Source organism: Nitratireductor pacificus pht-3B (assembly GCF_000300335.1).
In the GTDB taxonomy this organism is placed as follows: domain Bacteria; phylum Pseudomonadota; class Alphaproteobacteria; order Rhizobiales; family Rhizobiaceae; genus Nitratireductor; species Nitratireductor pacificus.
The window spans coordinates 52,917-67,093 of the sequence record NZ_AMRM01000024.1 but is presented as its reverse complement, the minus strand read 5'-3'; the positions used below and the strand labels follow the sequence as shown (position 1 = coordinate 67,093).

At 63.6% G+C, this 14,177-nt stretch carries 15 protein-coding genes and 2 tRNA genes; 7 read left to right on the top strand and 10 right to left on the bottom strand.

The window, feature by feature from the left end:
- Window positions 1–439: 439 nt before the first annotated feature.
- From NA2_RS18290 to NA2_RS18275, 4 genes are all read right to left on the bottom strand, one after another.
- On the bottom strand, window positions 440–664 hold the full coding sequence (locus tag NA2_RS18290; protein ID WP_008598618.1) for a hypothetical protein: 225 nt from the start codon (window positions 662–664) through the stop codon (window positions 440–442).
- Window positions 661–936: a hypothetical protein gene (locus tag NA2_RS18285; protein WP_008598616.1), complete on the bottom strand. Its 276-nt coding sequence runs from the start codon at window positions 934–936 to the stop codon at window positions 661–663. Before NA2_RS18285 ends, NA2_RS18290 begins: the two co-directional genes overlap by 4 nt.
- A gap of 78 nt (window positions 937–1,014) precedes the next feature.
- Window positions 1,015–1,947 (bottom strand): hypothetical protein, encoded by a 933-nt coding sequence (locus NA2_RS18280; protein ID WP_202803255.1) that lies wholly within the window; start codon window positions 1,945–1,947, stop codon window positions 1,015–1,017.
- Window positions 1,910–2,989 carry a DNA methyltransferase gene (locus NA2_RS18275; RefSeq protein ID WP_008598613.1) on the bottom strand — a complete coding sequence of 360 codons (1,080 nt, stop codon included), beginning with the start codon at window positions 2,987–2,989 and terminating at the stop codon, window positions 1,910–1,912. The genes NA2_RS18280 and NA2_RS18275 overlap by 38 nt, the downstream gene beginning before the upstream one ends.
- Window positions 2,990–3,188: 199 nt before the next feature.
- On the opposite strand from NA2_RS18275, the gene NA2_RS18270 reads away from it, so the two are divergent.
- Window positions 3,189–4,358: a Shedu immune nuclease family protein gene (locus NA2_RS18270; protein ID WP_008598611.1), complete on the top strand. Its 1,170-nt coding sequence runs from the start codon at window positions 3,189–3,191 to the stop codon at window positions 4,356–4,358.
- On the opposite strand, the gene NA2_RS18265 is transcribed toward NA2_RS18270, so the two are convergent.
- Window positions 4,324–4,635 (bottom strand): hypothetical protein, encoded by a 312-nt coding sequence (locus tag NA2_RS18265; RefSeq protein WP_008598610.1) that lies wholly within the window; start codon window positions 4,633–4,635, stop codon window positions 4,324–4,326. The two genes, NA2_RS18270 and NA2_RS18265, sit on opposite strands and share 35 nt — an antisense overlap.
- 294 nt (window positions 4,636–4,929) lie before the next feature.
- On the opposite strand from NA2_RS18265, the gene NA2_RS22045 reads away from it, so the two are divergent.
- Window positions 4,930–4,999, top strand: a tRNA-Pro gene (locus NA2_RS22045).
- A 160-nt stretch (window positions 5,000–5,159) separates the two neighbouring features.
- Here the strand turns inward: NA2_RS22045 and NA2_RS18260 are convergent.
- Window positions 5,160–5,236 (bottom strand) — tRNA-Met (locus NA2_RS18260).
- A gap of 234 nt (window positions 5,237–5,470) precedes the next feature.
- Here NA2_RS18260 and NA2_RS18255 point away from each other — a divergent pair.
- On the top strand, window positions 5,471–6,424 hold the full coding sequence (locus NA2_RS18255) for a Gfo/Idh/MocA family protein (protein WP_040678489.1): 954 nt from the start codon (window positions 5,471–5,473) through the stop codon (window positions 6,422–6,424).
- Window positions 6,425–6,588: 164 nt separating this feature from the next.
- Here NA2_RS18255 and mnmA read toward each other — a convergent pair whose 3' ends face one another.
- Entirely contained in the window at window positions 6,589–7,773 is a 1,185-nt protein-coding gene (gene mnmA / locus NA2_RS18250; RefSeq protein WP_008598607.1) for a tRNA 2-thiouridine(34) synthase MnmA, read from the bottom strand.
- A 288-nt stretch (window positions 7,774–8,061) separates the two neighbouring features.
- Here mnmA and sciP point away from each other — a divergent pair, with 288 nt between their 5' ends.
- Window positions 8,062–8,337: a CtrA inhibitor SciP gene (gene sciP, locus NA2_RS18245; protein WP_008598605.1), complete on the top strand. Its 276-nt coding sequence runs from the start codon at window positions 8,062–8,064 to the stop codon at window positions 8,335–8,337.
- A gap of 459 nt (window positions 8,338–8,796) precedes the next feature.
- On the opposite strand, the gene NA2_RS18240 is transcribed toward sciP, so the two are convergent.
- Window positions 8,797–9,171, bottom strand: a complete 375-nt coding sequence (locus NA2_RS18240) for a hypothetical protein (protein WP_008598603.1) — start codon at window positions 9,169–9,171, stop codon at window positions 8,797–8,799.
- 446 nt (window positions 9,172–9,617) lie between these two features.
- Between NA2_RS18240 and ctrA the strand changes: the two genes are divergently transcribed.
- Window positions 9,618–10,313 carry a response regulator transcription factor CtrA gene (gene ctrA, locus NA2_RS18235; RefSeq protein WP_008598602.1) on the top strand — a complete coding sequence of 232 codons (696 nt, stop codon included), beginning with the start codon at window positions 9,618–9,620 and terminating at the stop codon, window positions 10,311–10,313.
- 94 nt (window positions 10,314–10,407) lie between these two features.
- Here the strand turns inward: ctrA and NA2_RS18230 are convergent, their stop codons facing one another.
- The gene (locus NA2_RS18230) at window positions 10,408–10,776 is read right to left on the bottom strand and encodes a response regulator (protein ID WP_192814192.1); all 369 of its coding nucleotides are present in this window, start codon (window positions 10,774–10,776) and stop codon (window positions 10,408–10,410) included.
- 192 nt (window positions 10,777–10,968) lie between these two features.
- On the bottom strand, window positions 10,969–11,601 hold the full coding sequence (chpT, locus tag NA2_RS18225; protein WP_008598600.1) for a histidine phosphotransferase ChpT: 633 nt from the start codon (window positions 11,599–11,601) through the stop codon (window positions 10,969–10,971).
- Window positions 11,602–12,226: 625 nt separating this feature from the next.
- Between chpT and NA2_RS18220 the strand changes: the two genes are divergently transcribed.
- Both NA2_RS18220 and NA2_RS18215 read left to right on the top strand, forming a co-directional pair.
- Window positions 12,227–12,760 (top strand): DUF1134 domain-containing protein, encoded by a 534-nt coding sequence (locus NA2_RS18220; RefSeq protein WP_157188305.1) that lies wholly within the window; start codon window positions 12,227–12,229, stop codon window positions 12,758–12,760.
- A gap of 166 nt (window positions 12,761–12,926) precedes the next feature.
- A complete protein-coding gene (locus tag NA2_RS18215) occupies window positions 12,927–14,159 on the top strand; it encodes a coiled-coil domain-containing protein (protein WP_008598596.1) in 1,233 nt (410 codons plus the stop codon).
- The last annotated feature ends 18 nt before the right edge of the window (window positions 14,160–14,177 follow it).

The window sequence follows — 14,177 nt, the reverse complement described above, 5'->3', positions numbered from 1 at the left end:
GGTCCTTATTCCACGCCGAAACACAATCCTGCGGATCATCGCCCGGCTGTTCGGCGGCTCCGGACCCGCGATGCCGTCGAGAGCGTCATTGCCGACAACGACGGACGACGTCGCCGACACTTATAAAGACTCGTACACGCGGGAAGTGGCGACGGACCACGCCTACGCGAGCGACCTCGGTCGAGCCGTGCATCAGTACGCGACGGCCGACGACCCCGGCGTGCGCTGCGCGGTCGACCTGGCAGGACTGAATCTTGATCAGATGGGCTGGCTTCTATCCTTGTCGGACGGTGACTTGGAGAAACTGTCGGCCGCCGGACCTAAGGCGTGTGAGATGGCCGTAACTGGAAAGCGCAGCGGCGTCGTAGGATTGCCCGTACCTCAGATAAGGACAGCTGCTCCGGTCGTAGTCGACAAGCGTGAGGCCGTCCGGACCGCGCTAGTGGATCGTGTCCGAGAGGTACGTCGCCCCCAGCTCCTCGCGTAGATCTTCCCATGCCGCCGCGCGTGCCAGATGCTCTTTCTGGCTCGCCATGAACCTCGCGACCTCCTCGGACTGCTGTGCCCGCTTTGCGCGATACCGCTGCAGGGCTTCTTCCGCTTCAGGAACCTCGTGCAGCAGGTCGCCCCATTCCTCGAATACGGCGTCTCTGTCGTCGCTCATGCAGTCCTCCGAAGGCTGTCGATGTATGCCTGCCGCTGTGCGAGAAGGCGCTTCAACTTCGCGATTTCGGCATGCGCTGCGGCGAGTTCGGTAGCCATTTCCCTCGCGACGTCGCCGAGGTCCTGAATAGCGGCCTCGCGTGCGCGGGTTGCACGTTCTTCGCGGGCTTCGCGCATGGCTTCCATGCCAGCGGCGTGCGCTCCCGCGAGGACTGCGCCCATGCCGACGCCGATTGCGGTGGCCTGCAGTCCTACGGCCGTCCCGATGTCCATTCCTCTGCGCATAGCTGCCTCCGTCTTTTGCGGAGGTATACCTGGCAGGATCCAGGAAAGATCTAAAGAGGAAATTCGTCAGTCTTCGGAGAGTAGCTCTCCCAACTCCTTTAGCTTGGCGTCGATCTTCGCCCGCTTCTGAGCCGACGGGTCCTTCATGACCGTCTTCGCCAGAGCCTCGAGACCCTTCGGTACGAAGTCCGGGTCCTTGTTCTCCTTGAACAGGGCAAGGAAAGCCTGCCATGCCCACATCGGGATGCCGGACAGCTTGTCGTCGAACCGCTCCGCAATGAAAGAGTCCATAACGCCGGACCGCGCCAACCGTCCGAAGTTGCCACCGCCGTCGCTCGCCGGGACATCGGAAATCGGATCGGACTTCGACGGGTAGTGTGTGGTCACCGAGGACAGCGTGATGCTCGTATCGGTGGTGCTTACCTTCTTGTACTGCCAGTGCCAGTTCCGGAACTCGGCTGCCTGCCGTGCTCCCATGACGAACGGCATGAAGACCTCGGGTGACCCCGATATGACTTTCGACAGTGCCCATGGCACGACGACGATAAGGTCGGCTTCGGCACATGCTGCAGGCGTGACCTGGAACCGAAAGCTCGGCTCTTTCTCCTTGGCCAGCACGTACCAGCCCTTCATTTCGATGCCCATCAACACTTGGGGAACAACGCTCGGATCGGACGCGCGCAGCACGACATCCGGAAAAGTCTGGGGCTGCCGCTCGAACTCGTAGAGGGAATACTTCTGATCCGGATCCCAGAGCGTTCGCAGCTTGTTCAGGGCGTCGACAACCTGCTCCTCGATTGTAGCACCGAGTGAGGTGTTGAACGCATGCAGATCAGTCGCAAGCACTCCCGATATCACCAGCTCGGATTCGAACCGCGAGGGCAGCGTGAAGATGGCGCGCTTGACAGCCTTCCAGAGTTCGAAGTGTTCCCACGATGCGTCTGGCTCGGTCGGCGTGGGTTCAGGCGGTATTGCGCTTGTTGGATTTCCTGATGCCAATGTTCCCCGCCTCCTCCTTCAATCTCCGGACTGCGGCCGTGTAGAAATCCGGGAGAACCTCGGCTGCGTAGCCTTGTCGTCCCGTCCTCATGGCTCCAACCGTCGCGGAGCACAGGCCCCCGAATGGTTCCCAAATGACGTCGCCTGCCTCGGTCGACGCGTTGATGATCCGCTCCATCAGGCGGAGCGGCTTCTGGTTGATGTGCACGCTCTTCAGTCCCTGCGCGCGCAGCCGCTCGTCGCCGCGGACGGCCGGCTCATCCCATACGTTTGTGATGCCGTGGGCATGGGACCATTTCGCCCGCATGCGCGACCACTGTTCAGCATCGAGCGGTGCCTTTCCGTCGAGCGAGAAATAGGGACGGTCCGTCGGCGCGCCGTTCTTGGTCGCGTAGGCGGCCAGAAGCTCCATCTTGTCGGCAGGCGGGAAGTACCAAAGGTGGCACTGTGTGAAATACTTCCGGGTGGCCGCGTTCTTAACGCCGCAGGCCTCGTTCGTCCGATAGAGAGGCAGGCCGCTGCGCTGCCACTCGTGGCGCAGCCATTGCTTCAAGGGCAGCAGGTCGCCTGTCTCGGTCGCCAGTTTCCAATCCCGCACGTACTGGACGCAGATTTCCGTGACGACCGGGAAGCCGCGGATGGTGTCCCCGTTGACGTTCCCAGCGATGTGACCGATGCCCTTATTCCAAATGTGCGCGGCTTTGTATTTCCAGCCGTGCATCTTCAGGACGCGGTGGACCTCGGCCCAGCCCAGTTCCGAGCACCAGAACCAGAGCGTCGTCTCCGGCATGGCAGCCTTCGACCACTCGGCGACATGCGGCGCATACCACTCGTCGAGACCGTCAGCTGTGTGAGGCTCGCCTGGAAATTTTGCCAGACCATATGGGCCGTCGGCGATGATGGCCGTTGGCTTCGGCCATTGCGCATAGCAAGTCATGGAGTCGCCAAGCTGGATGGAGCCTTTGCCGCCATTGACGGTATCCATCACCGTGGGGGAAGGCGGCGTTGCGCGCGCGAGCTTGACGACGTTGTTCCTGGCCATGGCGAATCCTTACCCCCTCATCTGGAAGGACTCAGTCCTTCCAGGCCCGCATATCAGGGAGCACATATCGTAAACGAATTCTAGACACCAGCCCATGTTCTTGATTTGTACCTGTGGTTATTCTAGGACTCTTGCCGATGAGGTGGCACGAGTCCTCTGAAGTCCTGCTAGGCTGCGCTACCCGTAGAAGGATTCGTCAATGACAGGATTCAGTGAAGAGGAAATCTTCCATAAATCCAGGACTGACAAGACCTACGCCAGCCCGGCGTTCCCCGACTTCCTCGGGCGCAAGCTCCGGATCGCGAACAAGGTCATCGACGGTCGGCCTGGATTCGAATACGCGAAGGTAAAGGACGAGTTGGTGGTCCGTGAAACCGCGGGCGGCCGTTTCCAGATTAAAGCCACCTTCCTTGAGGACGACCGGGCGTTCCGCTCCGTCACCATCCAGAAGTTCACATCGAAGGGCAACCCGCGGGAGTATTTCGCCTTCGGAGGTAGGGAGGTGGCGGCCCTCCTCAAGTTTTTCGCCGACATCAAGCGGGTGCACTTCCCGGACGAGGGGAAGCTCAACATCCTCGACTCCGACCTTGAGCAGCTCCTGCTGAAGCCGGATCAGCTCCGACGCGTCGCGGCCGACAATCAGGAACTCCTCGCGGCCATCGCCCGAAACGAGATTACCAACGAGGATGTCGTCGCGCTGGCCTTCCGGAAGAAGCAATTGAAGACCTTCGAACGGCTGCTATCCGACGATGCCTACTTCGATGCATGCGTCATGCAGCATGGAAAAGGACCAGAAGCCCTGTGGCAGCGGTTTTTCGAAAAGAACGCGTGGATATTCGGCTACTCCCTGAGTCTCATCAACTTCGGGCCGCTGGACGACCGAAAGCTCGAGCAGGCCGTCAGTGGTCGTGATCTGACTGGTCCCGGGAAACGGGTCGACGCGCTGCTTCGATCCCGGGCTCTTCTCAGCACCACCGCGTTTGTCGAGCTGAAGCACCACCGAACAGACCTCATGTCTGCGGACCAGTATCGCCCCGGCATTTGGCAACCCTCGAAGGAACTCTCGGGAGCTGTGGCACAGGTGCAGGGAACGGTGGCGGCCGCGCTGGAGAGGTGGAGTACGTCGGAGAGACTGTCGGACCGTGACGGCGAGGCGACGGGCGAGACTATATATACTATGGAGCCGCGCAGCTTCGTGATCTGTGGTCGCCTCGGGGAGTTCGAAGGCGAGCACGGCGTCAATGAACGCAAGTTCGGATCGTTCGAGCGCTTCCGTCGGAACCTGATCCGGCCGGAGGTCATCACGTTCGACGAGCTCTATGAAAGGGCGCGCCTCATCGTTCAGGCCAGCGAGCCGGCGGCAGAATAGCGGGCTGATACAGTTTTTTCTCGAATTCGTTCCACCACTCGTCTGCCCAGAGAGCGATCTCCCGGACCTCGGCGGCGACGACTTCGCCCTTGCACATGCGGCCGAACGGAATCTCGACGCAGCCGAGCCACCAGGCGTTCGCATTATCTACCAGCGACCAGGCCGGATTCAGCTCCTCGCCGATTAGCTCGTGAAGCCGTCGAACGGTGCTCGCAGGATCAGGAAAGCTTGCCGTGCGGTCGGCTTCGATTTCGGAGCGGATGACGGGGTCGATCATGGTGGGAAGCTGAGCTCTCGACAGTCCGACGTCAACTCCCTCGGCGGGAACAGGCAGGATGGAGATTGACGTCGGCCCATCGACGTCGCATTCCCTTCTGACCCGTGTAGCTCAACCGGGGATGGGACCCCGGGCAGCCCTGCGAGGGGTCGAGAGAGAGCGTCGCCGGAAGGCGAGATGTCGGTTGGAATCCGGTCGCGGCGAGGTCCCGGAACAGGGACTGCCGGGAGGGCTTTGGCTCTCCCGGTTCTCTCAGCGCTCGAATGTTGCAGCCGGCCGTGAGGTCATATCCGAGGGTCTGTCGTCTAACGGTAGGACGACGCTTCGGGCGGATGATCCACGGTTCGAGTCCGTGGTGGACCCCTTCATCGACTACAGAGACGGCCAACTCTGTTGACCGTCGTAGCTATATCGAGAGAAGCCTGAAGTGGTGTGGGAGTGGTGTGAGACATACGAGACTTCGGAACAGAAGGGCGATTAGCTTCCCTTCTGCCTCGTAAATATCTGATTTTCTTGAAGAATTTTGGTAGCGGAGGAGGGATTCGAACCCCCGACACAAGGATTATGATTCCTCTGCTCTAACCGACTGAGCTACTCCGCCGCCGTGGAGCCTGGATGCGCCGGGGCGCTTCGGTTGGTCCAGGCCCTTGTCAGGACGCGCGGATATAAGGTGGCGCCGGCGAATGTGTCAAGCGCGCTTGGCCGTTTCGCGGAGGAATTTGCCGCCGGCCGCGCCATCCCCTAAAGGATTGTCAATCAATGCGGCGGCAGGGTTGAGTCCCGGGGGCGGCGTCTATATGTGTGTGCAGCGCCAAGTTCTCGGGCGAAGGATCATATGAAACCGCGTATTGCAGTTCTCGGATGCGGCTATTGGGGCTCGAACCATATCCGCACGCTAAAGTCCCTCGGGGTGCTTGCCGCCGTGTCCGATGCCAACGAGGCGCGGGCGGAAGGGTTCGCCAGCGAGCATGATTGCGTGGCCGTTGCGCCGGAAAGCCTGTTCGAGAACCCCGAGATCGATGCCATCGTCCTCGCCCTCCCGCCGCAGTTCCACGCCGACTACGCGATCCGCGCCATGCGGGCCGGAAAGGACGTGCTCGTCGAGAAGCCGATCGCGCTGACCGTCGCCGACGCCGAGCGCGCCGTCGCCGTCTCGGGTGAAACCGGGCGCCTCATCATGGTCGGCCATGTGCTGCGCTTCCACCCGGCCTTCGAGAAACTGAAGGCGCTGATCGACCAGGGGGATCTCGGCGAGGTCCGCTACATGCATTCGCATCGCCTCGGCCTCGGCAAGTTCCACACCGAGAACGACGCGCTGTGGGATCTGGCGCCGCACGATCTGTCGATGATCCTGGCGATCACCGGCCAGCCGCCCCTCGAGGTGCGCGGCGAGGGTGCGGCATTGCTCGATCATCTCAGCGATTTCGCCCATCTGCACATGCGCTTTCCGGGCGGCCTGCGCAGCCATCTCTTCACCTCGCGCCTCAACCCCTATCGCGAGCGCCGCCTGACGGTGGTCGGCGACAAGGCGATGGCCGTGTTCGACGATGTCGAGGGCTGGGGGCGCAAGCTGGCCGTCTACCGGCACGCCGTCTGGCAGGACAGCGGGCAGTGGGCCTTCACCACCAACGAGCCGACCTATGTCCCCGTCGAGGAGGGCATGCCGCTGACGCGCGAGCTGGAGCATTTCATCGAGTGCATCGAGACCCGCGCCGCGCCGCGTACCTCGGGCGAGGAAGCCATCGAGGTCCTGCGCATCCTGACGGCGGGTTCCGTCACCCACGGCTGAGGCGGCCGCACGCCGCACCCTTCACGCATGCCATGAAGCGCGGATGCCGGTACGAAGCGGCGTTCCTTCCTCCCTGTGTGGAAAGGCTGTGAAGCACGCAGCGCGGCGAGGGCGGGCGTCAACCGCGGCTGCCCCGGTTCGGGCGATCGCCCCTGCCTGCCCGATCAGGCGTGCTGCGGTGCCGTTGCCGTGAGCCGGGTCAGTTGTGCCTCGGCCTCCACGCCACGTTCCGAGCGCTCGATGAAGCCGCCGCCCAGCACGCGCGCCTCGTTGCCCTCGTCCGAATAGAGGACGCAGGCCTGTCCGGGCGCGACGCCCGCCTCGCCCTCGGTCAGTTCGACCCAGGTCGCGCCATCGGCATGGTGCAGCACGGCGGGGCGGGGCGGGCGCGTCGAGCGCACCTTGGCGAAAACCTCGATGCCGCCTTCGGGCAGGGCGGCCAGCGTCTCGTCGCCCAGCCAGTTCACCTGGCGCAGGAACACCTTGTGCGTCTCGAGCGCCTCGCGCGGGCCGACGATGACGCGCGCATTGGCGGCGTCCAGATGGACCACGTAGAGCGGCTCGCCGGCGGCCACGCCGATGCCGCGCCGCTGGCCGATCGTGTAGTGCATCACGCCCTCGTGCCGGCCGAGGGTGCGGCCGTCGAGATGGACGATGTCGCCGGGCGTCGCCGCCTCGGGCTTCAGCTTGCCGATGATGTCGGAATATTTGCCGCGCGGCACGAAGCAGATGTCCTGGCTGTCCTGCTTGGTGGCGACGCTCAGGCCCATTTCCTCGGCGATGGCGCGCACCTCGGGCTTCGACAGGCCGCCGAGGGGAAAGCGCAGATAGTCGATCTGCTCCTGCGTGGTGGCGAACAGGAAATAGCTCTGGTCGCGGTCGGCGTCGACGGGCCGCATCAGGGCGCGGTGCGCGCCGTTGGCGCGGCTGCGGATGTAGTGGCCCGTGGCGAGCGCGTCGGCGCCCAGCTCGCGCGCCGTCTCCAGCAGATCGGCGAACTTGACCGTCTGGTTGCAGGAAACGCAGGGGATCGGCGTCTCGCCGGCGACGTAGCTCTGCGCGAAGGGGTCGATCACCGCTTCGCGGAAGCGCTGCTCGTAATTGAGCACGTAATGGGGAATGCCCAGCGTCTCGGCGACGCGGCGCGCATCGTCGATGTCCTGGCCCGCGCAGCAGGAACCCGGCCGGTGCGCGGCCTCGCCATGATCGTAGAGCTGCAGGGTCACGCCGACCACGTCATAGCCCTGTTTCGCCAGGATGCCGGCGACCACGGAGGAATCGACGCCACCGGACATCGCCACGACGATGCGGCAGTCCTGCGGGCGTCCGGGCAGGTCTAGGCTGTTCATGAGCTCGGTCTTCTTTGTCGGTGCGATGGCGGGTTACATGCCAATGCGGCGAATATAGGTCAAGGCGCCGTCATGCGCCACCGCCGCGGCGCGGCAAAGCGTTAACGCATTCAAATCCTTGTGGCAATTGGGCTTGCGCGCCGGATCGTTCCAATTTGCCTCAAATCGCAGGCAATTTCCTAACGCGGGATTCATGTCCGTTACTTTATGCTTACCATGTGCTTAGGCAAATTTTAAAGCCGGCGCATTAGCTTGTCTTTCGGGTCTTGAGTTCAGGTAGAGAGTACAATGACCGAAATGGTTCGACCGCGCGTAAAATATGTCATCGGGCCGGATGGCAGCCCGCTGACGATCGCGGATTTGCCGCCGACCAATACGCGCCGCTGGGTGATCCGCCGCAAGGCGGAAGTGGTGGCCGCGGTTCGCGGCGGGCTTCTGAGCCTGGAAGAGGCTTGCAATCGCTATCGCCTGACAGTCGAGGAGTTTCTCTCCTGGCAGGCCTCCATCGACGATCACGGCCTGGCCGGCCTGCGCACGACCCGTATCCAGCAATACCGGCACTAGATTAGATCGCCCTGCGTCCATTCGGGTGCGCAGGGACGATCTGAAGCTGTGACTGAGCATCGGAACAAGGGAAAACCGGATTCTCCTTTCCGGTCCGATGCTCCAGCACCAACACCTCCCGCTCCTGTTTTCCGATCGCGGACACGGCGCATTGAACCGTGCGTGGTTCGACAAGCTCACCATGAGGGAGGCCGGATCCCGGGAGGGAGGCTGGAACCTGGCACAGGGTTGGTCCGCCACCGTTGCGCGTGGGTTCTGCTGCGCATGCGCCCCCCGCGATCATATACCTTTCCCTAGGCGCGAGCCGCCTGCCTTCCTCACGGTGAGCTTGTCGAACCACGCACGACGCTGCTTCCGCAGATCAACTCACCATCAACGCAAAAAAGGCGGAGACCGTGATCCCCGCCCTTTTCGGCATTCCTTTAAATCTCGATTGCCCGGCTCTCGCCGCTGCTGCGTTCAGCCGGTCATGGCGCGGGATGCGACGGCGTCGGAGCGGCCCTTGCCGTCGCGGTTCTCCAGAGCCTCGGCCTTGGCCAGTTCTGCCTCGGCTTCCGCCAGCTCGGTCTCGGCGGCCTCACGCTGCTGGATCAGCTCCGACTGCGAGGTGCGGAGATTGTCGCGGCGCAGCCGCGCCGCCTTGGCGAAGGTCGGATAGGCGAAATGATTGAGGTCGGTGATGCCGGCCTTGGTTTCCTCGGAGGTGATCTGCGCTTCCAGTTCGGCCGCCATGCGGTCGAATTCGGCAATCATGGAGTCCAGCTGGGTCATGCGACGGCGCTTCTCATTTACCTGAAACAGCTTCAGTCGAACGAGATTTTCACGCGGCTTCATCATTCATACTCCCACACTACGCAGGTACCAGCGCCGATCCGCCGTTGCCCAACCCTCTCAACTCGCGCCCCGAAATTCCGTTTGCCGGTTAAACTTGGAAAACAAATTCCTAAGATTCTGCGGTTACGGTAACCATTCGTTTACGGGCATTGTTAATCATACGGGCGATGGCTTAAGGCACGGTAAAGATCGTGCATGGGATTTGCATCGCTAGGCTTGGTCGACCGCCGCTTAGCGCTGATTGCTGAGGTATGCGGAGGTTTTTGCCGGTGGATGATTCATGATTGGATTCAACTGGGTGGCCTGAAAAGCTGAAAGATGATCGTGGCGCTTGCCAGAGGGAATTAGATTTTGTTAACCATTAACTGGCAGCCTCCGATTCAGGCAATCATTGCTCCGGTGCCGGATGCCTGCCAGGCCGGTTCGGCGGCGGAAAGGGGATTAATATGCGCGTTTTGCTGATTGAAGACGACAGTGCGACCGCACAGAGCATCGAGCTGATGCTCAAATCGGAGAGCTTCAACGTCTATACGACGGACCTGGGCGAAGAGGGCGTCGATCTCGGCAAGCTCTACGACTACGACATCATCCTGCTCGACCTCAACCTGCCGGACATGTCGGGATACGAGGTCCTGCGGACGCTGCGCCTTTCGAAGGTCAAGACGCCCATTCTCATCCTCTCCGGCATGGCCGGCATCGAGGACAAGGTGCGCGGCCTCGGCTTCGGCGCCGACGACTATATGACCAAGCCGTTCCACAAGGACGAGCTGGTGGCGCGCATCCACGCCATCGTGCGCCGCTCGAAGGGGCATGCCCAGTCGGTCATCACCACGGGCGAGCTCATCGTCAATCTCGACGCCAAGACCGTCGAGGTGGCCGGCCAGCGCGTGCACCTGACGGGCAAGGAATACCAGATGCTCGAGCTGCTCTCGCTGCGCAAGGGCACGACGCTCACCAAGGAAATGTTCCTCAACCATCTCTATGGCGGGATGGACGAGCCGGAACTCAAGATCATCGACGTCTTCATCTGCAAGCTCAGGAAGAAGCTGGACGCAGCTTCCGGCGGGCAGAACTTCATCGAGACCGTCTGGGGCCGCGGCTATGTGCTGCGCGAGCCCGAGGAAATCCGCGAAAGCGCCTGACGGACCTTACCCTTCCGCCAAATGCAAAAAAGCCCGGTCGTTCGGCCGGGCTTTTTCGTGTCCTGTTCGTGTCGTTCGTCTGAAACGCGTCCGCTCAGGCGGCGAAGCGGAACTCGCGGAAATGCTCGAGAAGCTGCGACCGCGTGAAGGGCTTCAGCATGTAGCCCTTGGCGCCGGCGCGCTTGGCGCGCATGATCGCGCCCAGGTCCAGCTCGCTCAGGCAAAGGAGGATCACCGGCTTGAAATCGGCCGGAAGGGCCATCAGGCGCCGCACCAGGTCGCTGGAATCCATGTCCGGCAGCGAGCTGTCGACGATGATGATGTCGGCCATTTCGTGCGCCGACATGTCGATGGCTTCCTGGCCGTTGGCGGCTTCGGTGACCATCATCTCGGCGCTCGTCAGGATACGCTTGGCGACTTTGCGGATCACGCTCGAATCATCGACGATGAGGCAGCGAGCCATCTCCATTCCCTCTCATTCATCGGCGCACCCGCATGGGCCGTCGAGGGACGGTTTTTCATGGGCCTTGCGTCGAAACAATGCTTCGTGTCCTCGCCGGTGGATGGCGGACAGGCGGTAGTATGCGCGAGGCTGGTAAACCCTCCGCAAAAACTTATGGTAAAAATTTCGATACGACGCCCGGCGCAGGGCCGTTCAGGCGCCGGCGCTCAGGATGATCTCTTCGGCCGTGGCGCGGATGTCGATGCGCATGCCGGTCTCCTTGGCCAGCAGCAGCGTGTAGTAGAACTGCACGCTGTGGGCGTCGATCGGCTCTTCCGGGCGCACGCCCGAATGCAGCTCGAGAAATTTCGGCGGCACGCGCAGCATCGGGCCTTCCGCGGCGATGGTGAAGGCCGGGCTGCTGCCCTCGGCTTCCAGCGAAACGCGCAGCCTGCCGCCCCGCGGGATCGCCGCATTGGCGACCAGCAGCAGGTTCAGTAACAGCTTGACCTGGTTCTTCGGCAGCAGAGCGCGCACGCCAGACCATTCCAGGTCCGGCTTCTCGTTGGCGAGGAAGGCGATGGCGACGGCCTGCGCGTCGCCCGTGTCGATCTGCATGCCGGCGGAACCGGCGGCGCCGAAGGCGATGCGGGCGAACTGAAGGCGGGCCGAGGCGTTGGTCGCGCTGGTGCGGATCAGCCGCATGGCGTCTTCATCGGCGCCGCCCTCGTCGAGAAGCTCCAGCCCGTTGTTGATCGCGCCGACCGGTGAAATGATGTCGTGGCATACGCGGCTGCACAAAAGAGCGGCAAGATCGGTCGCGCTCAGGGAGAGAAGTTCCGACATGATCACCTGTCCTCCAGATGTTGTTGTCAACCGGGCCGCAATTCCGCTGGAAGCGGCGATCTCGGCGAGGTCCTGAGAGCAACTCCGGCAAATCCGGTTCATCGAAACTGCTCTAAGCTCTTGTTCCTGCTGCATTGTTCGGCGCGAAGCGATGCCGCTCCCGCCGGACCTGCTCCAGCTTCGCGATGCCCCGGCGATCCTGTCGCGGTTTGGCGCCGGGGACCGAAACCGGCCGGCGCGCGAATCAGATCACGGAACGCGCCGCCATTGGTTACACAGGCCCGCCAAGCGCGGCAACTGCCTGGCGGCAGATGGCGGCAGGCGCCGTGCCGGCGGCAACCAGGAGGGGAAGCCGCCTTCGCCGCGCCACGTTTGCGGACGAGGTTAATGGTTGGAAAAGATTCGCGGTCTATTTTTAGGAAATCGTGGCTCGTTGCGGGGCGGCGGGAGAGGCGGCGCCTGTCGTCGCGGGCTCCTCACGGACGGAGATTTGTATATGCGTTTCAAAGCGTTCTTGGGTGATGCGGTGGCGCGGGGCGCCGGCGCAAGCACGGAAGCCGGGCCTGTCGCGCGGCGTTTGCGGCGGCTCGCGTGGAGCCGGTGCGCGGGTATCGCGCTGTTCCTGATGGCCATCGGCCTCGGCATGCTGCCCGCGCCCACGGCGGCGCGCGCCGACAATGGCTACACCGCGCAGGAGATCGTCGACGCCGGGCACGGCTTCTTCGGCGCGACCACCGGCGGATTGGCGACTGTCGTCGAGAAGGTCTTTTCCTCCTACGGCCTGCCGAACGGCTATGTCCTCGGCGAGGAGGCGTCCGGCGCTTTCGTCGGCGGCCTGATCTATGGCGAGGGCAAGCTCTATACGAAGAATGCCGGCGACCATCCCGTTTACTGGCAGGGACCGTCGATCGGCTGGGATTTCGGCGGCAACGGCTCGCGCGTCATGATCCTGGTCTACAATCTCAACTCGGTCGATGCGCTCTACCGGCGCTTCGCCGGCGTGGCGGGGTCCGCCTATCTGGTGGCCGGTCTCGGCTTCAACGCGCTGAAGCACAACGACATGGTGCTGGTGCCGATCCGCACCGGCGTCGGTGCGCGTCTCGGCGTCAATGTCGGCTATCTGAAGCTGACCCCGGGACCCACCTGGAATCCGTTCTGACGCTTGGGAGCGTGCCGGCGGGTGCCGCCCGACCGTTTCGCGTCATGCGTGTCGGGTTGCGGGCGGCCTGCCGGAGCGGCTTGACGCGCGGGGGTTTTTGCGTGACGCAGGGGGAGGGCTCGCATGCGGGCCTTCGCTTGCTTTCGTGGTGTGACAGGTTTGCGCGGTGATCCAGACCATTCTGCTTTTCCTCCTGGGGTTCTTTTCCGCCGGCTTCCTGGCCCTGCTTCTGGCGCCGCTGTTCTGGCGGCGCGCCGTCCGCCTGACGACCAGGCGCCTCGAAGCGACCATGCCTCTGTCAGCCAACGAACTCGAGGCCGAGAAGGATCGCCTGAGAGCCGGGCACGCCATGGCCGCGCGACGGCTCGAGATGAACATCGAGGCGCTGAACCGCAAGGCATCGACGCAACTGGTCGAGCTGTCGCGGATCGGCGAGGAGGCGCGGACGCTGGCCGAGGTGCGCGCCGAGCAGGGAGAGACCATCGCGGCCCTGCGTGGCGAGACGGCCGAGCAGCGCGCGACACTGGACGAGGCGGCGGCGATCAACGCCGATCTGGCGGAACGGCTGGAGGCCGCGCTGGACGAGCTCGAAGAACGGCGCATCGCCATCGAGCGTCTCGAGGAAATGCACGAGGAGGAGCGTCTGGCGGCAAGCAGCAGGCAGATCGAGCTCGCCGCCCGCGAAACCGACATACGCAAGCTGGAGGACGAGCTGGGCGCGGCGCGCAATCAGCGCAAGGAGGCCGTGCGCGGCACGCGTGAGGCGGTCGCCGCGCGCAAGGAAGCCGAGGCCGGCCTGAAGGTCGAGGAGAAGCGCAATGCCGACCTGCAGAAGAAGCTGGAGAGCCAGATGACGGCCCTGTCCAACCAGCAGGAGAAGCTGGAACGCCGCGAAGGCGAGGTCGCCCGCCTGCGCGGGGAGATGAAGGAGATGAGCGCGGCGAGCCTGTCCGCCGAGGCGGCCAAGCGCCTGCGCCTTGCGGAGGAGGAGCGCGACCGGCTTGCGGCGGAACTGGCCGACAAGTCCCTGCAGATGCGCAGCCTTCTGGCCGGCGGCCGTGGGAGCGAAGCGCCGGCGGACGCCTTCGCCGCCGAACGCGAAAAGCTGCAATCGCGGCTCTCGACGCTGCTGAAGGAGAACAAGAAGCTGCGCGCCGACCTTCAGGTCGCGGGCGGCAAGGCTAGGCGCGACGATGGCGCGACGGCCGCCGACGACGCGGCGCTGCGGGTGCAGATCGCCAGCCTCGCGGCCGAGGTGGTCGGTCTCGCGGCTGTGCTGGAGGGGCCGGATTCGGCCATCGAGCAGGCGCTTTCCAGGGCGCCCGAACAGGCGGGCGCCGAAACGCCAAGCCTCGCCGACCGCATCCGCGCCCTGCGCGGGTCAGCAGGCGGAAACTAGACCCGTTCAGCGCTTTTG